Raw genomic sequence first — 21,953 nt, 5'->3', positions numbered from 1 at the left:
TTCGTTTCTGCGCGAATCCGCGAACGACGTGGCCTGTAGCCATGTTCAAGGAGGCTCTGGGGGGGAACTCTCCAGCCAGCTACAGGCAAAAAAACGCCCGGCGACTCCGTGGTACGGAGGCCGGGCGTTTCTGGCTGAAAACCCCGTGGAGGGGTTTTGCGCGGTTTACTGGATGGTGACCGGACCCAGTTTGCTCATGACAAAACCGACGAACTGCTCAGGCGTCATTTTCTGGCCGTTGAAGTCCACTTCGTTGTTGGCATAACGCAGCTTGGAGATGATGTCGTTGCCTTCCAGCTTGGCCAGCTGGGTGCCCAGCGCCATGCCACTGACCATGTCGGCGGCCATGCTGCCCTGGTCGGCGATCGCCTTGGCGTCGGTCACGCCGTCCAGCTGCGCCTGCACCGATGCCATGTCGGCGATCATCGGCTTGGACAGCAGCAGGTTCAGGTCCAGCTGGGTGAGCAGTTGCTTGCTCAGTTCGGCCGGCGGCAGCTCCATGGATTGCGGCTTGTTCAGGTCCACCACCAGGCTCAGGCGGCTTTCGCCATTGGTGGTCTTGAACGAGAGGTTTTCCAGGGCGATATGCGGCTGGGCGGCCAGCAGCTTGTCCAGGTCAGCCTTGACCTGGGCCTGCTCGGCCTCGCTCAGGTTCAGCTCGGGCGCTGGCTCCCCGGCGGCTTCGGCCGCGGCGACGGCGTCTTCGTAGGGTTGCAGCTTGTTCTGGTAGACCTGCATCAGCGACATGCCGGAGGCGATGTCGAGGTTCTTCATGCTCCAGGTCATTTGCGCCGAACCGACGGCTTTGCCGTTGAGGGCGACTTCGCCGATCTTGTAGTCGGCACGGCCGGCCAGGTGGGCGCCCTTCTCGTCGGTGGCGCTCTTGATCTGCGAATTCTTGAAGCTGAGCACCGATTGTTTCTCGCCGAACGTGGCCTTGGTGCTGGTCAGCTCCAGGGTGTTGTCTCCGACGTAGAAGCCATAGTTACTCTTGGTCAGGTTACTGGCCAGGGTCAGGCCGTTGAGCTCGACCTGCACCGGCGCCTGGTCTTCGGCGACGCTGTTGAGCTTGAGGCTGTCCATGTAGCCTTCGGCCTTGACCTTCTGCGCTTGGGCGCTGGTCGAGAGGTCCAGCTTCAGGCCGGAGAACTTGAGGGTCGACTTGTCGTCCAGGGCCGTCTCCAGCGGCAGCAACTCCAGGTTGCCGGTGGCGGAACGGTCGTAACCCAGGTTGACCACGCCCTTGAGCGGGGAAACATCCTTGGTGGCGGCGAACCATTTCTCGGTCAGGGTGTTCTTTTCCAGCTCGTAGTGACTGGTGGCCATGACCGGCAGCCATTTCAGGGTCATCAGGCGCGAGAACGGCAGCGGGCCGTGTTCGATGCGGTCGACGAACACCAGCTCGACGCCCTCGGCGCTGTCGCCGAACATCTCGCCCTGGCCCTTGAGGCGGTAGCGCGCGGTGCTGCTGAACAGGTTGCGCTCCAGCGATACCAGCTCCAGGCTGGCAGTACCGTTGGAACCGACCATGGCGGCCTGGAGTTCCTTGTTGGCGTCGGCGATAGAGGTTTGCAGCACCCCTTCCAGCTTGGTCCCGGTATACCAGGCGCCGCCGGCACTGATAGCGCCCACCGCGACGACGATTCCTAACAGTACGCCTGCTGATTTATTCATTATTTGACCCGATCGATCCGTTGTTGAAATGTGTGGTCGTCTTCCCTGAACCCGGCACGGGTTGTGGCTCGACTGTGCGTAAAACTGCCGAAGATTAGCACCGGCCAGGCCAGGCGACCCAACCTTTCCATGTGAAAAGTCGTGAATGTGCGGGACGGTTCCTGTAGCCGCTGGCGCAGCCTGCGATCGACGGCGTAGCAGTCGCCAAGCCAGCCAATGCGTTTATCCAGGCAGATCGCGGATTCAGGTTTTGCGATTGCTGCGCAACCGGTCGCAGCCTCGCGGGCTCAGCAGCGGCTACATGGCTACGTGGCGTGTTCGGAGTATTCGACCTCCAGCGCGTCGAGCTGGTGATCGAAGCTTTTCAGGCGGGCGGTCCAGGTGTAGACCAGCACTTCGAAATCGCGGTTGATCACCGCGCCGCCCGGGGTTTCCGAACGCGGGTCGCAGAAATCCAGTTGATAGCGTTCGCGGGCCATGGCGGCGGCGACATCGGACAGTTCGCGGGCATTGTTCAGCCAGTGGCGACCGTCAGCGGCCTGTTTATCCAGTAATACGCACTGTTTTTTCAGGGCTTCGAGGCTTTTTTCCAGGGGGGTGCCGGTCAACTCGCCCATGACTTCCTGAAAGGTTCGCCCCGGCTGCCAATAACTGCCCCAGAAGTAACGGTCGAATACCGTCTCGACCCGGCGCAGGGCGACTTTGGTGTCCCAGATCGCGACCAGGGTCTTGCCCTGCTCCAGCTGCCTTTTCTTGATTTTCTGGGTCTGGAACGACGTCCAGGCCACGAAGACAATGGCGCTCACCGCAATCAGCGCGCTGGCGCTGTCGAGAAAGATCATGGCCTTGTCGATCTGGTGCGCCAGCATGACACCGTAGAAATAAGTCGCAGAAAGCAGCACCAGTGCGACGATGGCGCACCAGAAGCCGAGAGCATAAGGGTTTTTCATTATTGGAATCCCCATGACCATCACGTGCCTGACCGCTGGCCGAGCACTGGACGCAAGGTGCTCAGCCAACTGTTCAAAGCATAGCAACGGCCTCAGGGTTTGGCGGGGTTCGAGGCTTGCGTTCGTCCGCTTTCCCAGCCACCGCCCAGGGCCAGGAACAGGTCGATCTGACTCATCGCCACCTGGGTGTTGGCCGCGGCCAGTTGGGCCCGTACGTCGGTATAAGTGCGGGTCGCCTGCAAGTCGGCGAGGAATGACTCGCGGCCGGCCTGGAAGAAGCGATGGGTCTGGTCGGCGGCCTGCCGCGCCGACTGCTCGGCCTCGGCCAGGGCGTCGCGACGCTGCAACTGGGCACTGTATTGGGCCAGGCCGGTCTGGGTTTCGCGGATGGCGTTGAGCACCACCCCGTCGAAATGCGCCAGGGCGCCCTGGCTGGCAGCTTCGGCCTGGTGAATGCGTTCGCGGGCGCCGTTGGCCGGTACCGTCCAGCTGATCAGCGGGCCGAAGCCCCAGCGGTTGGTGGAGGGTTTGCCGAGGTTGTCGACGATGCCCACGGTGCCGACGGTCGCGCCAATGCTGATGTCCGGGTACAGCGCGCCAGTGGCGACGCCGATATCGGCGGTGGCCGCGGCCAGGCGACGTTCGGCCTGGCGCACGTCAGGGCGACGCTTGAGCAGGGTCGCGCCGTCACCCACCGGCAACAATTGCGCAATGTGCGGCAGCTCGGCGCAGCTGTCGGTGCCGGCCGGCAACTGGTTCAGCGGCTTGGCCAGGAGCATCGACAAGCGGAACAGGCCGGCCTGGCGCGCCGCTTCATAGCGCGGCAGTTCGGCGCGCAGGGACTTGAACTGGGTCTGGGAACGGGTGACCTGGGTCTCGTCGCCACGCCCGGCGTCGCGCAGGCGCTGGATCAGCGCGGTGCTCTGGGCCTGCAGGTCCAGGGAGTGCTCGGCGATCTCGCGCTCTTCATTGGCCGCGCAAACCTGGGTGTAAGCCCGCACCACGTCGGCCACCAGGGTGATGCGCGCGGTATCGGCCGCCGCCTGGGTGGCATCGGCGTTGGCCTGGGCCGCCTCGATGCCGCGCTGTAGGGTGCCGAACAGGTCGAACTGATAAGAGGTGCTGACGGACAGGTTGCCGACGTTGGCCACCGGCACTTTCTCCGGCAGCAGGAAGGCTTCGCCGGACTCCTGCAGACGCTCGACCCCGGCCTTGACCCCGCCGCTCCAGCCGCCGGCCGCCTGGGCCTCGTCGACCTGGGCGCGGGCCCGCGCCAGGTTGGCCGCCGCGACCCGCAGGTCGGTGTTGGAGGCCATGGCCTGCTGCACCAGTTGGTCCAGGCGCGGGTCCTGGTACAAGCGCCACCAGTCCGCCGGGACCGGCGCCGAGACCACCTTGTCGCTCGATCCGGCCAACTCGCCCTGCAAATCGCCGCGATGCAGCGCCGCGTCGTCCGGCAGGTGATAGTCCGGGCCGACCATCTGGCAGGCTGACAGCAGCAAAAAGCCGAGCCCGGCCGTGGCCACACGCAGGGCGCTGTTCATTGCGCCGGCTCCGAGCGGATTGGCGCCTGATCGTCGATGATCGACACGGTGGCGGTGCGCCCGGCGATCATGCGGAAGTCTTCCGGCACCTCGTCGAAGGCAATGCGCACCGGAATCCGCTGGGCCAGGCGCACCCAGCTGAAGGCCGGGTTGACGTTGGGCAGCAGGTTGGAGCCGCTGCTGCGGTCGCGGTCCTCGATGCCGGCGACGATGCTTTCGACATGCCCGCGCAGCCGCGCGCGATCGCCGACCACGCGGATATCGACGCCCTGGCCGATATGAATGCCGTCGAGCTTGGTTTCCTCGAAATAACCGTCGATGTGGAAGGAGTTGCTGTCCACCACCGACAACACCGGGCGCCCGGCGGTGACGAATTCCTGGGTGCGTGGCGCGCGGTCGTTGACGTAGCCGTCCACCGGGCTGCGGATCACCGAACGGTCAAGGTTCAGCTGGGCGCTGTCCACCGCCACCTGGGCCTCGGCCAGGGCCGACTGGGCACGGGCCACGCGGGACTGGCTTTCTTCGAGCTGCTCGCGCGGCACCAGGTTGCCCAGGCCGAGGTTACGCCTGGCCTCGCGCTGGGCCTGGGCCAGGGTTTCCTGACGGTCGGCCAGGGACGCCTTGGCCTGGCGCAGGGCCAGGCTGAAGCGGTCCTGGTCGATGCTGAACAGCACCTGGCCGCGCTTGACCAGCTGGTTGTCGCGCACCTGCACCTGCTGGATCAGCCCGGAGACGTCCGGGGCGATCTGCACGATGTCGGCGCGGATATGCCCGTCCCGGGTCCAGGGCGCGAACATGTAGTACATCACCATGCGCCAGACCACCACGACCGCGAAGCTCACCACCAGCAACGTCAGGACCACACGGCCAATGGTCAATAAAGGTTTTTTCATGTCATCAGGTATCGACTGAGTGAGTCCACGGCGCCGAGCAACAAAGCGTACAGACCAACGTTGAACAAAGCCCGGTGCCAGACCAGGCGATAAAAATGCAGGCGCGTCAGCAGCCCGTGGACCACCAGGTACAAGCCATAGGTAAGGCCCATCAGCACCAGCAGCGTGGGCAGGAACACCCCGCTGATATCCAGGTCACCGATCATAAAGGCGCTCCATCGATACCATGGGGAAGCGGTTCCTCGAGCTCGCCACCGCCGACGAACTCGACGCCGGGCAGCAGGGCCAGGCGCAGGCCGCTGAGGGCGTGCAGCAGGTGCAAACGGGTTTCGCGGTCGTCCTGGCTGTGGGCATCCAGGGTGCGACGGGCGCGGTCCAGGGTCATCAGCAGGCCGCTCGGCGCCGGCAGGCGTTCGCCGGCCTTGAGGCAAGCCTTGAAGTAGGCGCCGACCTCGGCCACCACCTGGCGCAACAGCACCTGCGCGTTGCCCTGGGCCCGCGGCGCATAGGCCAGCAGGTCCAGCAGGTTCAGGCCGACGCGCACTTCGCGCAGGGCGCCGCCGGTGTCCTGGCCGGTCATGGCCAGGCGCGGCAGGTGCTGCATCAGGCGGTCGAGCATCTGCACCCCCAGATGGCGGTGTTCGGCCAGGTTGGCGGGCTCGGTCATGCCGACGATGTCCTGCCAGCTGAAGCGGGTCATGCGCTTGGCCGCCAGTTCCGAGCCGAACGGCCGGGCGACCAGGGTCCAGACAAAGGCGAACAGCAAGCCCATGGGCCCGGCCAGGTTGGAGTTGGCGAAGCTCAGGAAGTCGGCGTCGTAGGCGCCCTGGATGCTGATGAAGGACGAGGTGTTGACGATGGTCAGCAGCATGCCCAGGTAAAAGCGCGGCTGCACCGTGAGGGTGCCGACGCAGATGAACGGCACGGCGAAGGCCAGCACCAGCATCGGGAAATCGTGCAGGTTGGGCAGGATCAGGAACAGGTAGAGGCTGGCGAACAGCACCGACATCGCGGTCCAGAAGAAGAACCGGTAGATCTGCGGCGCCGGGTCGTCCATCGAGGCGAAGAAGCTGCAGGCCACCGCCGCGAGGATCACCGCGCTGCCGCCGTCGGTCCAGCCCAGGAGAATCCACAGCACCGAGGCGACGATGATCGCCAGGACGGTGGAGGCCACCGAGTACAGCATCAGCCCACGGTCGAGGAATGGCGTCAGGCGGCCCAGGCGCCAGTGGCGATAGACCGCGCGCCAGATGTCCTGGCTTTCGCATTGAATGGCGTGTTGCAGGCTGCGGCAGTCCTGCCATAGGTCAATCCACTCGCCAAGGCGGTACAGGGCATTGGAAAACAGCAGCTGGCGCCGGTCGTCGAGGGCTTCGGCGTCCGGTTGCAGCGCTTCGAGCTGGCCACGCAGGGCCTGCCAGCGCTCAACCGAGGCGCCCTGGGCGGTGCTTTCCAGCCATTGCCCGGCCTGGGCCAGCAGCGGCGCGAACTGCTCCACCAGCTCCGGGGTGCGTCGCTCCAGGGCGTACAGGGCATCGTCCAGGGCATCCACCACGGGCAGCAGGTGGATCATGCGCCCGCGCAGCTCCTTGGTATTGCGCACGGTCTGCGGGCGCGCGCCCTCATGGGGCAACTGGCCGATCATCAGCTCCAGGCTGTTGAAGGTGGCGACCATGGACGCACGCAAGGCGCTGACTTCTTCGGGCTGCACGTTGCGGCTGAGAAAGCGCTGGCTGTAGGTGGAGGCATCGGCGAACCATTTGCCCGCCGAATCGACGAACACCGGCGCCAGCCGCCGTGGCCAGAACATACTGCCGATCACGGCCGCGCAGACGATGCCGAGGAAGATCTCCTCGGTGCGGGCCTCCGCCACGTCCCACACCCCCAGCGGGTTATCCACCACCGGCAGGGCGATCAGCGGCAGGCTGTAGCCAGCCAGCATCAGCGCGTAGCTGTTGGCGGTGCGCAGGTGCAGGGAGAGGAACAGCAGGATCCCGGTCCACAGGGCGATGATCACCACCAGCAGATAGGGGCTCTGCACGAACATCGGCACGAACAGCACCGCCGCCGAGGCGCCGAGCAAGGTGCCGATCGCACGGTATAGCGCCTTGGAACTGGTGGGCCCGACGAACGGGCTGGAAACGATGTACACCGTGGCCATCGCCCAGTACGGACGCGGCATCTGCATGAGCATGGCGATGTACAGCGCGATCATCGACGCGGCAAAGGTGCGCACGCCGTAGAACCAGTCGCGCGCCGGCGGCACGCCGGTAAAGAATCCGCTCAAGAAGGCACCGCCGGCGGCTGGGCAGCCGACTCGAAGGCGCGGATCACCTTCAGCGCCGCCTCAAGGTCCGCTGGTGTGATGCCTTCCAGCACCTCGCGACGCAGGCGCACCAGCTCGGCTTCCACCGACTGCACCAGCTCGCGGCCGGTGTCGGTCAGGCTCAGGCATTTGGCCCGGCGATCGTGGGGGTCCTCGGTACGGCAGGCGTAGCCGGCGCTGCACAGCTGGTCCAGCAGGCGCACCAGGGACGGGCTTTCCATCCCCGCCGCCTGCGCCACCGTCACCTGGCGCACGCCCTCGCCCAGGCGCCCGATCATCAGCAGGGGCACGGCGCAGGCTTCGGAGATTCCATAGTTGACCAGCGTGCTCTGGCAGATCCGCCGCCAATGCCGGGCGGCGACCACCATGCCACTGCTGATATTCATCTGGAGTGATTCGAGAGAGTCGGGCAAAAGAAGGTTCGCACACTGTTAGTTTGCTAACTATCAATGGTGCATGAGGGGGTTAAATCCAGTCAAGTTTTGAAACAATTTAGCGACCAGCGACTGAAAGCGGCTCAGCGCTTTCGTGCCCGCTCATACACGGCGCTGCGTTCACGTTTACCCACGGCCACCACCGAAACCACGACCTGATCCTCGATCACTTGGTAAACCAGGCGATAACCAGAGGCTTTGAGCTTGATCTTGTAGCAGTCCGCCATGCCGTGAAGGGCGTCCGCGGGCACCCGCGGCATTTCCAGGCGCTCGGCCAGCTTCTTCTTGAATTGCTCGCGTAGGGTATGACCGAGCTTGTCCCATTCCTTGCGCGCCGAAGGCAGAAACTGGAGCTTATAAGTCATCCAGATTTACCGGGACCGGGGTCTCGTGACGACGGGCACGGACAATCTCCGCCAGTTCAAGATCGTCAAGACGCTCCATCATCGCTTCAAACACGTCGGCCGGGACCATATAGCCCATGACCCGATTGTGATTGAGCACCGCAACCGGACCACCCTGTGCGCCGTTCAGGACAGCCGAAGGATTTTTTTTCAGTTCAGACACGCTGACAGCTTTATCAGCCAATACGCTTTGCATGATTAAGACCTCTAATTTGGTCTTAATTCTGGTCTATTTGCATGGCAACATCAATTCGCGCCTCAAACACCCCGCCCCTTCCTCAACAACACATCCAGCTGATCCACCACTTCCGCCCAGTCGGCGTCGTCGAGGATCTCGTTGCGCAGGAAATCCGCCTGGCTGCTGGTCCAGAAGAAGGCATCCGCCAGGTGCAGTTCCGGCTTGAGCGGCGAATGGGTGGCGATGAAACGGTCGATGCCCTCGGGGTCGTCGGGCAGGCCGAGTTGTTTGAACAGGGCGGGCAGGCTGTGGGATGGGGATTCCATGGGGGCTCCTGAACGGGTTGGGTGTTGGTTGAACCACTGCTGCGCAGTCGATCGCGAACAAGCTCGCATCTACAGAAAACAAGCATTTTTGCAGGAGCGAGCTTGCTCGTGAAAGGTGGGTACATACGCCGACGGCGCTAGTAACTGACCTCGCACACCTCGGCATGAGGCACCATTTTCAGGTACTCGTCCATGCTCAGATGCACCAGGTTGTTGTGGTTGCCGGCTTCCAGGTAGATGTCTTTCTGCCGGGTCAGCAGCGGATCGATCACCACGTCCAGCCCATAGGATTCACCCAGGGCCGGTACCGCGCCGCGTTCGCAATCGTTGAACAGATGCGCCAGGGTGCTTTCCCGGGTGATCTGCCATTCGTTGCTGCCGCGCACCTTGCTCAGATCCAGGTGGCGGCTGGCCGGCAGCACGGCCATCAGGTAGTGGCCGTGACTGTCGTCGAGGATCACCGACTTGGCCACGCGCTCGGCGGGAACTCCCGCCACCCGGGCGGTCTCCAGGCTGCTCGACGAATGTGGATGAGCCACCACGTCAAAATCGCAATGCGCCTGTTCCAGGCTGCGTTGCACGGTTCTTGCCATACGCATGATGCACCTCGGTGTCCTGAACGGCTTTGCAGGACTATGGGTTAACGACTGTCGCTCCCTTCACAAAGTCTAGGCCGCGCCGCCCTCGCCCACTGACGAACTTCCGAACGGCACGCGAGCAAGAGGCTGCTCAAAATTTGCTCAATCCCACGCTCTACTAGACTCAAGGACAAAGCCAGCGAACGGCTGGCAACCGAGGCACATGACTCTCCAGGAGGGTCGAATGAACGAGCGTGGGTGGCGGGCGACACTGAAAGGGCTGCTGCTGGGTGTGCTGATCGGCCTGCCGACCGGGCACGCCCAGGCCGTGAAGCCAGTGGTGGTGCTCACCGTCAACGATGTGATCAGCCCCGCCAGCGCCGACTACGTGGTGCGCGGCCTGGACAAGGCCGCCGACGAGCACGCCCAACTGGTGGTGCTGGGCATCGACACCCCGGGCGGCCTCGACACCTCGATGCGCTCGATCATCAAGGCGATCCTCGCCAGCCCGGTGCCGGTGGCCAGTTTCGTCGCCCCCGGCGGCGCCCGCGCCGCCAGCGCCGGCACCTACATCCTGTATGCCAGCCACATCGCCGCCATGGCCCCGGGCACCAACCTCGGGGCCGCCACCCCGGTGCGGGTCGGCATGCCGGGGCAGCCCGACCCGGGCGGCAACCCGCCCGCCGCGCCACGCTCGGACAAGAACCCGGAACCGGACACCGACACCCTCAGCCACAAACAGATCAACGACGCCGCGGCCTATATCCGTGGCCTGGCGCAATTGCGCGGACGCAACGCCGAATGGGCGGAACAGGCCGTGCGCGAGGCCGTCAGCCTGCCGGCCCAGGAAGCCTTGAAGCTGAAGGTGGTCGACTATGTCGCCGATGACCTGAACGGCCTGCTCAGGCAACTCGACGGCAAGTTCCTCATCGCCGCCGGCCAGGCGGTGCAGCTGCATACCCTGGGGGCGGCGGTGATCCATCACGACCCGGACTGGCGCACCCAGCTGCTGTCGGTGATCACCCACCCCAGCGTGGCGCTGATCCTGATGATGATCGGCATCTACGGGCTGTTCTTCGAGTTCGTCAACCCGGGCACCGCGGTGCCCGGCGTACTCGGCGGCATCTGCCTGCTGCTCGGTTTGTACGCCTTGCAACTGCTGCCGGTGAACTACGCCGGCGTGGCCCTGATCCTGCTGGGCATCGCCTTCATGGTCGCCGAAGCCTTTCTACCGACCTTCGGCGTCATCGGTTTCGGCGGAATCGTTTCCTTTGTCGTCGGCGCGGTGATCCTGATGGACACCGATGTCCCGGGCTATGGCATTCCCCTGCCGCTCATCGTCGGCCTGGCAGTGGTCAGCGCGCTGCTCCTGGCGACGCTGGCGAGCATGGCGCTGCGCGCGCGACAGCGCCAGCAGGTGGCCGGCGACGCGGGGCTGGTGGGCAGTGTCACGGCGATCACCGCGGTGCAAGCGGGCAACCCTTACAACGGCTGGGTGCTGTTGCAGGGCGAACACTGGCAGGTCCTGAGCGCAACGCCGCTGCAAACCGGACAACAGGTACGGGTGGTGGCGCGCAAGGGGCTGCTTCTGGAAGTGACAACGGCCGAGGCCACGTCGCGAGGAGGATGAAATGGGTCTGGAATTGGGTTTTGGCGCGCTGCTGGCGCTGCTGTTGGCGCTGGCGGTCTCGACGTTTCGCATCCTGCGCGAATACGAGCGCGGGGTGGTGTTCCAGCTCGGGCGCTTCTGGAGGGTCAAGGGGCCGGGGCTGGTCCTGCTGATTCCGGTCGTCCAGCAGATGGTCCGCGTCGACCTGCGCACCGTGGTGCTCGACGTGCCGCCGCAGGATGTGATCACCCGCGACAACGTCTCGGTCAAGGTCAACGCCGTGCTGTATTTCCGCGTGCTGGACTCACAGAAGGCGATCATCCAGGTCGAGGATTTCCTCATGGCCACCAGCCAACTGGCCCAGACCACCCTGCGCGCGGTGCTGGGCAAGCACGAGCTGGACGAACTGCTGGCCGAGCGCGAACGCCTGAACGCCGATATCCAGCAGGTGCTGGACGCCCAGACCGATGCCTGGGGCATCAAGGTGGCGAACGTCGAGATCAAGCATGTCGACCTCAACGAATCGATGATCCGCGCCATCGCCAAGCAGGCCGAAGCCGAGCGGGAACGCCGGGCCAAGGTGATCCACGCCGAAGGCGAATTGCAGGCCTCGGAGAAACTCATGCAGGCCGCCGAAATGCTCGGCCGCCAGCCCGGCGCCATGCAACTGCGCTACATGCAGACCCTGGGCGCGATTGCCGGCGACAAGAGCTCGACCATCGTTTTCCCGCTGCCCATCGAATTCCTCAAGGGCATGGCGGACTTGTCGCCGAAGAGCTGAGACGCGTTTGCGGGACTGCGCTGGCCGCCCTGCTGCGCCACTGTTCCAGCGCCGCGTAAGGCGCCTGCGCCCATTGCTCCAGCTGTTCCCGCAGCCGCGCTGAAGCCTGTTGCTGCTTGCCCTGGCGATCATCGACAAAGGCCTGCGCCGGCTGCTTGGCATGCTGGCCGATACGGGCGAAGGCCGCTCTGCGTTGCTCGGCACCCAGGCCGAGAAAATCGCCCAGGTGGCCGTCCATGGCGGCAGGCAGCTGGCTGTAGTTCAGTGCCAGGCCATGGTGTTCGCGGCAGTGTTCCAACCCCAGCTGCAACAAGCGCCCCAGGCGCCGGGCAACCCAGCTTTCCCGGTCCTGGAAAGGCTCGCCGTCGTCCAGCGCGCTGGGCCCGATCAGGCCCGGCGTCATGTGCATGCCAGCCCGGCGCAGATGCGACACGGCGATTTCCAGCGGGTCGCGATACACAAACAGCCACGGCGTATCGGCGAAGCACTGGCGCAGCAACGGCAGCTCGCCGATGTTCCAGGCATCGAGCTTGATCACCAACCGCTGCTCAGTACCACGGCGTACCTGCCCATAGGCCGACAGCAAGCCCACAAGCGCGGCAGCCCGCTCCTGTGGCGCCAGCGAGCCGCGCAGCAGGGCATCCAGCGGCGGCGGTTCGGACACCACGACATGGTCGTCCAGGCAGGCCAGCATCTGGCTGAGCAGGGTCGAGCCGCAGCGCGAGGCATGCAAGATAAAGGCGCTGGGAGCCAGGCCCGGGCTGCGTTGACGCCATTCGGTCAGGGCAGACAAAGGCGTCTGGCGGCGGAACGCCTGATTGAACGGCAGGCGCAGGGCCTCTTCGACCGCCTCGCGGAAAAACGGCTGCGACAGCGGCCTGTCGCCGAACCAGCACCAGTCGACCCGCCATTCGTCACCCGGCTGCCAGAGGCGGATCGGCAACCAGCCGTGCAGGTTCAGGCCATCCATTGTTCATTCCACAGACGCCGTCCCTGGCGCATGGCCGAACGCAGGTCTTCGCGGGTGAACGCCAGGCCACGCTCGGCCGCCAGGGCCAGGGTGCGCTCGATAAAGGCTTCGCTGTCGGTCGGCGCCTGCAAGGCCTGGCACAGCGCGGTGTCCTCTTCAAGCAGCCGGCAAAACCGCGCGAAGTCCAGGGCCGCGCGGCCCAGGCCAGGCGCCGGGGTGGTCGGCGCTCCGGCGGCAATCGCCTGTTCCAGCCAAGGGTCGGGGCGACAGTCGAGTACCAGATTAATACGTGCCTGAGTGTCGTAGTTATCCACCCGATGCGGGCGCGACAGGTCGAGAAACCAGCACTCTCCCGCCAGCATCGGCATGCGCTGCCCGTCGAGCAGGAAATCCACCCGCGGCGGGCTGAGCAGGGGGATATGCAGGCGCAGGTCGGCGTCCGGGCCGCCCAGGTCGTAGTCGCGGTGTTCATGAATGCGCGCCCCCGACCCCAGCCGCAGCAGGCGCGCCGAGACGATCCGCAACGGCAAGTGCCGCAATGCCTGTTGCCAGTCCGGGTCCTGCCGCCAGGGCTCGCGCTGCACCGGCAGGCCCTTGCCCGGCGCCAGCTCGGAGGGCGCGTCAAGCGCCGAGATCAAGGCCACGCCGCTCCAGTCGCCTTCGTAATAACCGCCGTTGAAGTGGCCCTGCCAGGCACTCGCGTCGATTCGCGCCAGGGCGCGCAACAGCCGCGACAGGTCCACGCTGACGGGCAGGCGGGCGAACGCCGGACGGCTCATGAGGCCGGCAGCACCTGGCGCTCGACCAGCCAGCCGAGCAATTGCCCCAGGCAGTCCTCGACCGACTGCGCGCCGGTATCCAGTTCCAGCGCCGCCCGTGGCGGCTCGTAGGGCGCCGAGATACCGGTGAACTCCGGCAACTCGCCGCTGCGGGCGCGGGCGTAATGACCCTTGGGATCGCGCTGCTCGCAGACCGCCAGCGAGGCGCTGCACCAGACTTCCAGGTAGTCCTCGCCCAGGCGCCGGGCGAACAGCTCACGCTGCTCGATCAGCGGGGCGATCATCGCCAGGATCACAATCTGCCCGTTGTCCACCAGCAGGGCCGCCAGCTCGCTGGCGCGACGGATATTTTCCCGGCGGTCGGCCTCGGTGAACCCCAGGTCGCGGTTCAGGCCGCCGCGCAAGGCATCGCCGTCCAGCACCAGGCTCTGCCGACCGTGCTGGAACAGCCCGGCTTGCAGCGCCTGGGCCAGGGTCGACTTGCCCGCCGCCGGCAGGCCGGTCAACAGGATCGCCACACCGCGATGGCCATTGCGCGCCTCGCGCTGGGCCCGGCTGACGCTGGCCTGGGGGGCCTGCAGGTTATTGTCTTTGGGCATGGGCCACCGGCGTGCTGATGTTGCCCGCCGCCCAGTCGGCCTCGCGGCTGGCCAGCGCCGTGGCGATGGACTGCACCTGGGTCGATTGCACCTCGTCGGGCAGCGGGTCGAGGCCGGCGCTGGCGAAGATTTGCCCGTAGGCGTTGCGCAGGTCGGCATAGGCCAGGTCGCGCCGCAGGTCCGCCTGCAAGGTGTTCAGCTCGCCCTGGATCAGGTCCAGTTCGCCGATGCCGTTGGCCTGGTAGCGGTTGCGCAGCTGGCCAACGATCTGCCCGTCGATGTCCGCCAGCTCCTGGCTGGTCTTGAACTGGCGCAAGGCGTCGCGGTAGTTGGCGTTGGCCACGTAGACCTGGGCCAACACGGCAATCGACATGGCCTGGCGACGGGCCGCGGCGACGTCTTCACCGGCCTTGGCGGTGTCGATGGCCGCCGGCGCGGAGAGCACATTGAACAGGTTCCAGGTGACCTTCACCCCGTAGTCGGCCCACTTGTCGTTGACCAGGAACGAGTTGCTGTCGTAATGCCCGCCGGCGGAGAACTCCAGGCCCGGCAGCAGGCGCAGCATGGCCTTGCGGGTCTCCGCGGCGCTGATGCGGCTCTGGTAATCCTGCTCGCGCAGTTCCGGGCGGCTGGTCAGGGCCTCGTGCTCGAGGCGGGCCATATCGACCTTGAGTTCCGGCACCGGGTAATCGTCGCTGGTCGCCAGGGTCAGGTGGGTGGTCATCGGCAGGTTGATCAGGGTCGCCAGCTCGGTCTTGGCCAGGGACAACGCCCGGCGCTGCTCCTCGAGCTGGCGCGTGGCCTCGATCAGCGAGCGCTGGTAGGCCAGGGCCTGCACCGGGTCGCCGATGCGTTGCTGGCTCATGCTCTGGCTGTTGCTGCGGGCCTGCTCGACCCGGCCCATGAGGCTGTCGATCTGCTTGAGCAGGCGTTCGGCCGCCACCGCCCGCCAATAGGCCGAGCGCACGTCCTGGACGATGGTGTTGATCACCTTGCGCCGACGCTCCTGGACGATCAGTCGCTGGTCGCCCTGCTGCTTGGCGTTGATGTAGCTGACGCCGAAGTCCAGGACGTTCCAGACCATGGTCAGGTCGGCCACCCTGCGGTCCCGGTCCTGGGAGGTCGAAGGTTCCAGGGACTGGGTGCCGGTCTCCACGCTCTGGCTGCTGGAGGCGCTGACGTTGTTGCGCCCCACATAGCCGGCGGAGAGGGCCATGCGCGGCAGCATGTCGAAACTGGCGAGGTCCAGCTGGCGCTTGGCCAGGGCCTCTTCCATGATTTTCAAGCGGCCTTCGAGGTTGTACTTCACCGCCCGGGCCATGGCCTGGTGCAGGGTCAGCGGGCCGCTCAGCGGCTCCTGGTCCTTGTACATGCTCTGCAGGTCGCTCCTGGCGCGCTGCTCACTGGCACTGCGTTCGATCGGTTTACTGCTGACGGCACAACCGCTGACCATCAGCGCCAACAAGCTGACCCCGAACAACTTCTGACTTTTATTCATCCTTGTCTCGCCCCTGGGTGCCGCATCGTATTTATGTAGTGTTTCAGGCCTGCATTGCGCTGACGCCGGCCTGTTCGAATGCCTTGGCCAGATCGCGGATCGGCCGTTGTTCTGTGTCTTGCATCACTTGCAATTGCTGGGTCAGCGACGGTGCCCCGAACACCCCGCGCCCGCCCTGGGAAAGATCGCCAGTCTTGGCCTTGTCGCCGAAAGACTTCAGCGAACCGCCATCCTCGGCGGAGTCCTGGTCGAACAGCAGCGACAGCGTGCTTTGGCTGAACACCCCGCCATCGCCGCCACCGAAGCCGAGGAAGCCATGGCCATTGCCATCGCCCCCGGCATCGCTGCTACCGAACACCTGGGCAATGAAACTCGGCGCCAGGGCCCCGCGATTGATGAAAATATCCCCCAGCGGCCGGATGCCATCGCCCAGCACCCGCTGCTCGAACAGCGGCGCGAAGGCCAGTGGCGAGCCCAGGTCGCCAATGGGTGGCGTGGTGACCGTGGGTTGCAACGGCACATAAGGCGGCAGCGGCGGAACCACCGGGTCGCTCGAACGGAATTCCGGATCGCCCACCGGCAGCTGCGTGGGTGGGTTGGCCGCCGGCACGGTGTTGATCGCGTAGTTGTTGGAGTCGGTGCTGCCAGCGCCGGTATTGCCGAAGGAGTCGCTCACCCCGCTGTTGTTCAGGGTGATCAGGTTGCTGGTGTCGCTGATATTGGCGGTTGGCGTCAGGGTCGCGGTCCAGGTCCGGCCGCCGTCGCTGCTGCCCAGGGCGCTCAGGGTGCCGTTGGCCACCGTCAGGTCCGAGTTGGTGAAACCGCTCACCGCTTCGCTGAAGGTGATGGTCACGCTGCTGGTCTGGCCCACGCCGAGGCTGCTGTTGGCGACCACGATGGTCGCGGTCGGCCGCTGGGTATCGATCAGGTAATTGTTCGAATCCGTGCTGCCCAGCCCGGTATTGCCCGAGGCGTCGCTGACCCCGCTGTTGTTCAGGGTGATCAGGTTGCTCGTATCGCTGAGGTTGGTGTTCGGGGTAAAGGTCGCGGTCCAGGTGATGCCGCCATCGCTGCTGCTCAGCGCGCTCAAGGTACCGTTGGCCACCGTCAGGTCGCTGTTGTCGAAGCCGCTCACCGCCTTGCTGAAGGTGATGGTCACCAGGGACGTGTCGCCCACGGCCAGCATCGGGTTGGCGACCACCACGGTAGCGGTGGGGCGCACGGTGTCGATGACGTAGTTGGCCGAGTCGGTGGTGCCGCTGCCGGCGTTGCCGACGGCGTCTATCACTCCGGCATTGTTCAGGGTGATCTGATTGCTGCTGTCGCTGATGTTGATGGCCGGGGTAAAGGTGGCAGTCCAGGTCACCCCGCCATCGCTGCTGCTCAGGGCCCCCAGGGTACCGTTGGCCACTGTCAGGTCCGAATTGGTGAAGCCGCTGATCGCCTCGCTGAAGGTGATGGTGACCGTGGTGGTTTCGCCCGCTTTCAGGGCCGTGTCGGCCAGCACGATGGTGGCGGTCGGCCGCCCGGTGTCGATGATGAAATTGTTCGAGTCGGTGCTGCCGCTGCCGGCATTGCCCGCCGCGTCACTGACCCCGCTGTTGTTGAGGCTGATCAGGTTGGTCGCATCGCTGACGTTGACGTTCGGGGTGAAGGTCGCGGTCCAGGTGATGCCGCCGTCGCTGCTGCTGACCGCGCTCAGGGTGCCGTTGCTCACCGTCAGGTCACTGTTGTCGAAACCGCTGACCGCCTCGCTGAAGGTGATGGTCACCAGGCTGGTTTCGCCAATCGGCAGGATCGGGTTGGCCACCACTATGGTCGCCGTTGGGCGAGCCGTGTCGATGACATAGTTGTTCGAATCGGTGGTGCCGCTGCCCGTATTACCCGAGACATTGATCACGCCGCTGTTGTTCAGGGTGATGACGTTGCTGGTATCGCCGATACCCACAGTCGGCGTGAAGGTAGCGGTCCAGGTGACCCCGCCATCGCTGCTGCTCACCGCGCTCAAGGTACCGTTGGCCACCGTCAGGTCGCTGTTGTCGAAACCACTGACCGCCTCACTGAAGGTGATGGTCACCAGCGAGGTTTCGCCAGCCTTCAGGGCCGTGTCGGCGATCACGAGGGTGGCCGTCGGCACTACGGTTTCGATGCTGTAGTTGGCTGAGCTGGTGGTCCCGGTACCGCTGTTGCCGGCCACGTCGGTGAAACCGGTGTTGTTCAGGGTGATCAGGTTGCTCAGGTCGGTGATGCCCGCCGTCGGGGTGAAGGTGGCGGTCCAGGTGATACCGCCGTTGCTGCTGCTCACTGCGCTCAGGGTACCGTTGGCCACTGTCAGGTCGCTGTTGTCGAAACCGCTCACCGCTTCACTGAAGGTGATGGTCACCACCGAGGTTTCGCCAGCCTTGAGGGTCGAGTCGGAGAGGACGATGGTGGCGTTCGGACGCAGGCTGTCGATGGCGTAGTTGTTGGAGTCGGTGGTGCCACTGCCGGCGTTGCCCGCCCCATCCGTAATGCCGGTGTTATCCAGGGTAATCAGGTTGCTGCTGTCGCTGATACTGGCAGTCGGGGTGAGGGTCGCCGTGTAGGTGATGTTATCGCTGGTGCCCAAGCCGCTCAGCGAACCGTTGGCCACGGTCAGGTCAGCCAGGGTGAAGCCGGTCACCGCCTCGCTGAAGGTGATGGTCACGGTACTGGTCTGGCCCACGCCCAGGGCGCTGTCGGCGACCACGATGGTCGCCGTCGGGCGGACGGTGTCGATCGCGTAGTTGTTGGAATCGGTGGTGCCGGTGCCGGCGTTGCCCGAGGCGTTGGTCACCCCGCTGTTATCCAGGGTGATGACGTTGCTGGTGTCAGTGATGCTCGACGTCGGGGTGAAGGTGGCAGTCCAGGTGATGCCACCGTCGCTGCTGCTGACCGCGCTCAAAGTGCCGTTGGCGACGGTCAGGTCGGCGTTGCTGAAGCCGCTCACTGCCTCGCTGAAGGTGATGGTCACCAGCGAGGTTTCACCGATCTTCAGGGCGTTGTCCGCCACCACTATGGTCGCGGTCGGCAGGACGGTGTCGATGCTGTAGTTGTTGGAGTTGGTGGTGCCGCTGCCGGTGTTGCCGGCCAGGTCGGCAATGCCGGTGTTGTTCAGGGTGATCAGGTTGCTGGCATCGTTGATACCAACGGTCGGGGTGAAGGTGGCGGTCCAGGTGATACCGCCATCGCTACTGCTCACCGCGCTCAAGGTGCCGTTGGCGACGGTCAGGTCGGCGTTGGTGAAGCCGCTGACTGCTTCGCTGAAGGTGATGGTCACCAGCGAGGTTTCACCGGCGCTGAGAGTACTGTCGGCGACCACAATGGTCGCGGTCGGCCGCACCGTATCGATGGCGTAGTTATTGGAATCGGTGCTGCCGCTACCGGCGTTGCCGGCCAAGTCGGCGATGCCGGTGTTATCCAGGGTGATCAGGTTGCTGGTGTCGCTGATGCTGGCGCTCGGAGTGAAGGTCGCGGTCCAGGTGATGCCGCCATCGCTACTGCTCACCGCGCTCAAAGTGCCGTTGGCAATGCTCAGGTCGGCGTTGGTGAAGCCGCTCACCGCTTCGCTGAAGGTGATGGTCACCAGCGAGGTTTCGCCGATTCTCAGTGCGGTATCGGCGACTACGATGGTCGCGGTCGGGCGCACGGTATCGATGGCGTAGTTGTTGGAGTCGGTGGTGCCGCTACCGGCGTTGCCGGAGGCGTTGGTGACGCCGGTGTTGTCCAGGGTGATCAGGTTGGTGGCATCGGTGATGCTGGTGCTCGGAGTGAAGGTGGCGGTCCAGGTAATGCCGCCGTCGCTGCTGCTCACCGCGCTCAGGGTGCCGTTGGCGACGGTCAGGTCGGCGTTGCTGAAGCCGGTCACCGCCTCGCTGAAGGTGATGGTCACCAGCGAGGTTTCACCGATCTTCAGGGCGTTGTCCGCCACCACTATGGTCGCGGTCGGCAGGACGGTGTCGATGCTGTAGTTGTTGGAGTTGGTGGTGCCGCTGCCGGTGTTGCCGGCCAGGTCGGCAATGCCGGTGTTGTTCAGGGTGATCAGGTTGCTGGCATCGTTGATACCAACGGTCGGGGTGAAGGTGGCGGTCCAGGTGATGCCGCCATCGCTACTGCTCACCGCGCTCAAGGTGCCGTTGGCGATGCTCAGGTCGGCGTTGGTAAAACCGCTGACTGCTTCGCTGAAGGTGATGGTCACCAGCGAGGTTTCACCGGCGCTGAGAGCACTGTCGGCGACTACGATGGTCGCGGTCGGCCGCACCGTATCGATCGCATAGTTGTTGGAATCGGTGGTGCCGCTGCCGGCGTTGCCGGACAGGTCGGCGATGCCGGTGTTGTCCAGGGTGATCAGGTTGCTGGTGTCGCTGATGCTGGCGCTCGGGGTGAAGGTCGCGGTCCAGGTGATGCCGCCATCGCTACTGCTCACCGCGCTCAAAGTGCCGTTGGCAATGCTCAGGTCGGCGTTGGTGAAGCCGCTCACCGCTTCGCTGAAGGTGATGGTCACCAGCGAGGTTTCGCCAATTCTCAGTGCGGTATCGGCAACGACGATGGTCGCGGTCGGCCGCACCGTGTCGATCGCGTAGTTGTTGGAGTTGGTGCTGCCCTGGCCCAGGTTGCCCACGCTGTTCTGGACGCCGGTGTTGTCCAGGGTGATCAGGTTGGTGGCATCGGTGATGCTGGCGCTCGGGGTGAAGGTGGCGGTCCAGGTAATGCCGCCGTCGCTGCTGCTCACCGCGCTCAGGGTGCCGTTGGCGACGGTCAGGTCGGCGTTGGTGAAACCCGTCACCGCCTCGGAGAAGGTGATGGTCACCAGCGAAGTCTCACCGATCCTCAAGGCATTGTCGGCCACCACTATGGTCGCCGTCGGGTGCGCGGTGTTGATCACGTAGTTGCCCGAGTCCGTGGTGCCGCTACCGGTGTTGCCGGCCAGGTCGGCGATGCCGGTGTTGTTCAGGGTGATCAGGTTGCTGCTATCGCTGATGCCATCGGTCGGGGTAAAGGTGGCGGTCCAGGTGATGCCGCCATCGCTGCTGCTCACCGCGCTCAAGGTGCCGTTGGCGATGCTCAGGTCGGCGTTGGTGAAGCCGCTCACCGCTTCGCTGAAGGTGATGGTCACCAGGGAAGTTTCGCCCGCCGTCAGGGTGCTGTCGGCGACCACGATGGTCGCGGTCGGGCGCACCGTATCGATCGCATAGTTGTTGGAATCGGTGGTGCCGCTGCCGGCGTTGCCGGCCAGGTCGGCGATGCCGGTGTTGTCCAAAGTGATCAGGTTGGTCGTATCGGTGATGCTGGCGCTCGGGGTGAAAGTGCCGGTCCAGGTGATGCCGCCGTCGCTGCTGCTCACCGCGCTCAGGGTGCCGTTGGCGATGCTCAGGTCGGCGTTGGTGAAGCCGCTCACCGCTTCGCTGAAGGTGATGGTCACCAGCGAGGTTTCACCGACCCTCAAGGCGTTGTCCGCCACCACTATGGTCGCGGTCGGCCGTACGGTATCGATCGCATAGTTATTGGAGTCGGTGGTGCCGACCCCGGCGGTGCCCAGGCCATTGATGACCCCGGTGTTATCCAGGGTGATGACGTTGCTGGTATCGGTGATGCTCGAAGTCGGGGTGAAGGTGGCGGTCCAGGTGATGCCGCCGTCGCTGCTGCTCACCGCGGTCAGGGTGCCGTTGGCGATGGTCAGGTCGGCGTTGGTGAAGCCGGTCACCGCCTCGCTGAAGGTGATGGTCACCAGCGAGGTCTCGCCGATTTTCAGCGCGCTGTCCGCCACCACTATGGTCGCGGTGGGCGGTGGTGCATAGGCGGTATTGAGGATGCCGCCGTCGTTGTAGATGGTCGCCACCGACGTCGGCGAAGTACCGGTGCTGCCACCGCCCAGCGCTACGCCACCGGCGCCACTGGCCGCCGCGTTACCGCTCAGCGCGGCGAAGTTGGCCGCGGTGATCAGGAAGGTGCCCTTGTTCCAGACCGCGCCGACGCCGCGGCCGCCAATCCCGCCATTGCTGGCGTTGCTGCCTTGGCCGCCACCACCGCCACCGCCGCCGCCCGCGCCGATGTTGTTGCTGATGGTCGAGGTGCCGATCACCGTGAGGGTGCCGCTGGAGGCGTTGTAGATCCCGCCGGCGGCATTGCCGCCCGCACCGCCGACCTTGTCCCAACCCGCGCCGCCGCCGCCACCGCCGATGGAAATCGTGCCGTTGGTGGCCGTGGCGCCGTTACCGCCGTTGCTGTAATAAGACACGCCCACGCCGCCGGCGCCGCCGGTGCTGGTACCGCCGCGACCGCCCATGTGGGTGGCGTCGTAGCCACCGCCATAACCGCCCACGCCACCGCTGCCTGCCTGGCCGCCCAGTGTGCCGGTGCCGGGGCCGGCGGAACCGCCGTGGCCGCCACCC

At 65.2% G+C, this 21,953-nt stretch carries 18 protein-coding genes; 2 read left to right on the top strand and 16 right to left on the bottom strand.

Annotated elements, in window-relative coordinates; genetic code table 11:
• Window positions 1-165 precede the first annotated feature (165 nt).
• From AC07Y9_RS22635 to AC07Y9_RS22585, 11 genes are all read right to left on the bottom strand, one after another.
• Window positions 166-1,674 (bottom strand): YdgA family protein, encoded by a 1,509-nt coding sequence (locus tag AC07Y9_RS22635; RefSeq protein WP_102680806.1) that lies wholly within the window; start codon window positions 1,672-1,674, stop codon window positions 166-168.
• A gap of 305 nt (window positions 1,675-1,979) precedes the next feature.
• The gene (locus tag AC07Y9_RS22630) at window positions 1,980-2,624 is read right to left on the bottom strand and encodes an NADH:ubiquinone oxidoreductase subunit N (protein WP_037004411.1); all 645 of its coding nucleotides are present in this window, start codon (window positions 2,622-2,624) and stop codon (window positions 1,980-1,982) included.
• A gap of 92 nt (window positions 2,625-2,716) precedes the next feature.
• Window positions 2,717-4,168: an efflux transporter outer membrane subunit gene (locus tag AC07Y9_RS22625; protein WP_102680805.1), complete on the bottom strand. Its 1,452-nt coding sequence runs from the start codon at window positions 4,166-4,168 to the stop codon at window positions 2,717-2,719.
• On the bottom strand, window positions 4,165-5,061 hold the full coding sequence (locus AC07Y9_RS22620; RefSeq protein ID WP_087092319.1) for an efflux RND transporter periplasmic adaptor subunit: 897 nt from the start codon (window positions 5,059-5,061) through the stop codon (window positions 4,165-4,167). The genes AC07Y9_RS22625 and AC07Y9_RS22620 overlap by 4 nt, the downstream gene beginning before the upstream one ends.
• Window positions 5,058-5,267: a DUF1656 domain-containing protein gene (locus AC07Y9_RS22615; RefSeq protein WP_007932080.1), complete on the bottom strand. Its 210-nt coding sequence runs from the start codon at window positions 5,265-5,267 to the stop codon at window positions 5,058-5,060. The genes AC07Y9_RS22620 and AC07Y9_RS22615 overlap by 4 nt, the downstream gene beginning before the upstream one ends.
• Window positions 5,264-7,348, bottom strand: coding sequence for an FUSC family protein (locus tag AC07Y9_RS22610; protein ID WP_087092318.1), 2,085 nt, complete (start codon window positions 7,346-7,348; stop codon window positions 5,264-5,266). The genes AC07Y9_RS22615 and AC07Y9_RS22610 overlap by 4 nt, the downstream gene beginning before the upstream one ends.
• On the bottom strand, window positions 7,345-7,773 hold the full coding sequence (locus AC07Y9_RS22605) for a MarR family winged helix-turn-helix transcriptional regulator (protein ID WP_053259193.1): 429 nt from the start codon (window positions 7,771-7,773) through the stop codon (window positions 7,345-7,347). Before AC07Y9_RS22605 ends, AC07Y9_RS22610 begins: the two co-directional genes overlap by 4 nt.
• 131 nt (window positions 7,774-7,904) lie before the next feature.
• Window positions 7,905-8,186: a type II toxin-antitoxin system RelE family toxin gene (locus tag AC07Y9_RS22600; RefSeq protein WP_009041601.1), complete on the bottom strand. Its 282-nt coding sequence runs from the start codon at window positions 8,184-8,186 to the stop codon at window positions 7,905-7,907.
• The gene (locus AC07Y9_RS22595) at window positions 8,176-8,421 is read right to left on the bottom strand and encodes a type II toxin-antitoxin system prevent-host-death family antitoxin (RefSeq protein ID WP_023969916.1); all 246 of its coding nucleotides are present in this window, start codon (window positions 8,419-8,421) and stop codon (window positions 8,176-8,178) included. Before AC07Y9_RS22595 ends, AC07Y9_RS22600 begins: the two co-directional genes overlap by 11 nt.
• A gap of 62 nt (window positions 8,422-8,483) precedes the next feature.
• Window positions 8,484-8,729, bottom strand: coding sequence for a DUF2789 domain-containing protein (locus AC07Y9_RS22590; protein ID WP_009041599.1), 246 nt, complete (start codon window positions 8,727-8,729; stop codon window positions 8,484-8,486).
• Between the two features lie 137 nt (window positions 8,730-8,866).
• On the bottom strand, window positions 8,867-9,328 hold the full coding sequence (locus tag AC07Y9_RS22585; protein ID WP_062824058.1) for an aminoacyl-tRNA deacylase: 462 nt from the start codon (window positions 9,326-9,328) through the stop codon (window positions 8,867-8,869).
• Window positions 9,329-9,551: 223 nt separating this feature from the next.
• Between AC07Y9_RS22585 and AC07Y9_RS22580 the strand changes: the two genes are divergently transcribed.
• The gene (locus AC07Y9_RS22580; RefSeq protein ID WP_102680804.1) at window positions 9,552-10,937 is read left to right on the top strand and encodes an NfeD family protein; all 1,386 of its coding nucleotides are present in this window, start codon (window positions 9,552-9,554) and stop codon (window positions 10,935-10,937) included.
• A gap of 1 nt (window position 10,938) precedes the next feature.
• Window positions 10,939-11,697, top strand: coding sequence for a slipin family protein (locus AC07Y9_RS22575; protein WP_007932057.1), 759 nt, complete (start codon window positions 10,939-10,941; stop codon window positions 11,695-11,697).
• Here the strand turns inward: AC07Y9_RS22575 and AC07Y9_RS22570 are convergent.
• From AC07Y9_RS22570 to AC07Y9_RS22550, 5 genes are all read right to left on the bottom strand, one after another.
• Window positions 11,663-12,667: a sulfotransferase family protein gene (locus AC07Y9_RS22570; protein WP_102680803.1), complete on the bottom strand. Its 1,005-nt coding sequence runs from the start codon at window positions 12,665-12,667 to the stop codon at window positions 11,663-11,665. The genes AC07Y9_RS22575 and AC07Y9_RS22570 overlap by 35 nt on opposite strands.
• Window positions 12,655-13,446, bottom strand: a complete 792-nt coding sequence (locus AC07Y9_RS22565; protein WP_102680802.1) for an aspartyl/asparaginyl beta-hydroxylase domain-containing protein — start codon at window positions 13,444-13,446, stop codon at window positions 12,655-12,657. The genes AC07Y9_RS22570 and AC07Y9_RS22565 overlap by 13 nt, the downstream gene beginning before the upstream one ends.
• Entirely contained in the window at window positions 13,443-14,045 is a 603-nt protein-coding gene (cysC, locus tag AC07Y9_RS22560) for an adenylyl-sulfate kinase (RefSeq protein ID WP_102680801.1), read from the bottom strand. Before cysC ends, AC07Y9_RS22565 begins: the two co-directional genes overlap by 4 nt.
• Window positions 14,029-15,543 (bottom strand): TolC family protein, encoded by a 1,515-nt coding sequence (locus AC07Y9_RS22555; protein WP_053259186.1) that lies wholly within the window; start codon window positions 15,541-15,543, stop codon window positions 14,029-14,031. Before AC07Y9_RS22555 ends, cysC begins: the two co-directional genes overlap by 17 nt.
• Before the next feature lie 43 nt (window positions 15,544-15,586).
• On the bottom strand, window positions 15,587-21,953 hold a 6,367-nt coding region (locus AC07Y9_RS22550), incomplete at its 5' end, for an Ig-like domain-containing protein (RefSeq protein ID WP_256581619.1).

This window comes from Pseudomonas sp. GW456-L12 (genome assembly GCF_059424045.1).
The sequence above is the reverse complement of the archived record's forward strand: the minus strand, read 5'-3'. Positions and strand labels throughout refer to the sequence as shown.

Excerpts from the sequence above, each read along its gene's own strand:
- AC07Y9_RS22635 (WP_102680806.1), bottom strand. The coding sequence starts at position 1,674 with ATGAATAAATCAGCAGGCGTACTGTTAGGAATCGTCGTCGCGGTGGGC.
- AC07Y9_RS22630 (WP_037004411.1), bottom strand. The coding sequence starts at position 2,624 with ATGAAAAACCCTTATGCTCTCGGCTTCTGGTGCGCCATCGTCGCACTG.
- AC07Y9_RS22625 (WP_102680805.1), bottom strand. The coding sequence starts at position 4,168 with ATGAACAGCGCCCTGCGTGTGGCCACGGCCGGGCTCGGCTTTTTGCTG.
- AC07Y9_RS22620 (WP_087092319.1), bottom strand. The coding sequence starts at position 5,061 with ATGAAAAAACCTTTATTGACCATTGGCCGTGTGGTCCTGACGTTGCTG.
- AC07Y9_RS22615 (WP_007932080.1), bottom strand. The coding sequence starts at position 5,267 with ATGATCGGTGACCTGGATATCAGCGGGGTGTTCCTGCCCACGCTGCTG.
- AC07Y9_RS22605 (WP_053259193.1), bottom strand. The coding sequence starts at position 7,773 with ATGAATATCAGCAGTGGCATGGTGGTCGCCGCCCGGCATTGGCGGCGG.
- AC07Y9_RS22600 (WP_009041601.1), bottom strand. The coding sequence starts at position 8,186 with ATGACTTATAAGCTCCAGTTTCTGCCTTCGGCGCGCAAGGAATGGGAC.
- AC07Y9_RS22595 (WP_023969916.1), bottom strand. The coding sequence starts at position 8,421 with ATGCAAAGCGTATTGGCTGATAAAGCTGTCAGCGTGTCTGAACTGAAA.
- AC07Y9_RS22590 (WP_009041599.1), bottom strand. The coding sequence starts at position 8,729 with ATGGAATCCCCATCCCACAGCCTGCCCGCCCTGTTCAAACAACTCGGC.
- AC07Y9_RS22585 (WP_062824058.1), bottom strand. The coding sequence starts at position 9,328 with ATGCGTATGGCAAGAACCGTGCAACGCAGCCTGGAACAGGCGCATTGC.
- AC07Y9_RS22580 (WP_102680804.1), top strand. The coding sequence starts at position 9,552 with ATGAACGAGCGTGGGTGGCGGGCGACACTGAAAGGGCTGCTGCTGGGT.
- AC07Y9_RS22575 (WP_007932057.1), top strand. The coding sequence starts at position 10,939 with ATGGGTCTGGAATTGGGTTTTGGCGCGCTGCTGGCGCTGCTGTTGGCG.
- AC07Y9_RS22570 (WP_102680803.1), bottom strand. The coding sequence starts at position 12,667 with ATGGATGGCCTGAACCTGCACGGCTGGTTGCCGATCCGCCTCTGGCAG.
- AC07Y9_RS22565 (WP_102680802.1), bottom strand. The coding sequence starts at position 13,446 with ATGAGCCGTCCGGCGTTCGCCCGCCTGCCCGTCAGCGTGGACCTGTCG.
- cysC (WP_102680801.1), bottom strand. The coding sequence starts at position 14,045 with ATGCCCAAAGACAATAACCTGCAGGCCCCCCAGGCCAGCGTCAGCCGG.
- AC07Y9_RS22555 (WP_053259186.1), bottom strand. The coding sequence starts at position 15,543 with ATGAATAAAAGTCAGAAGTTGTTCGGGGTCAGCTTGTTGGCGCTGATG.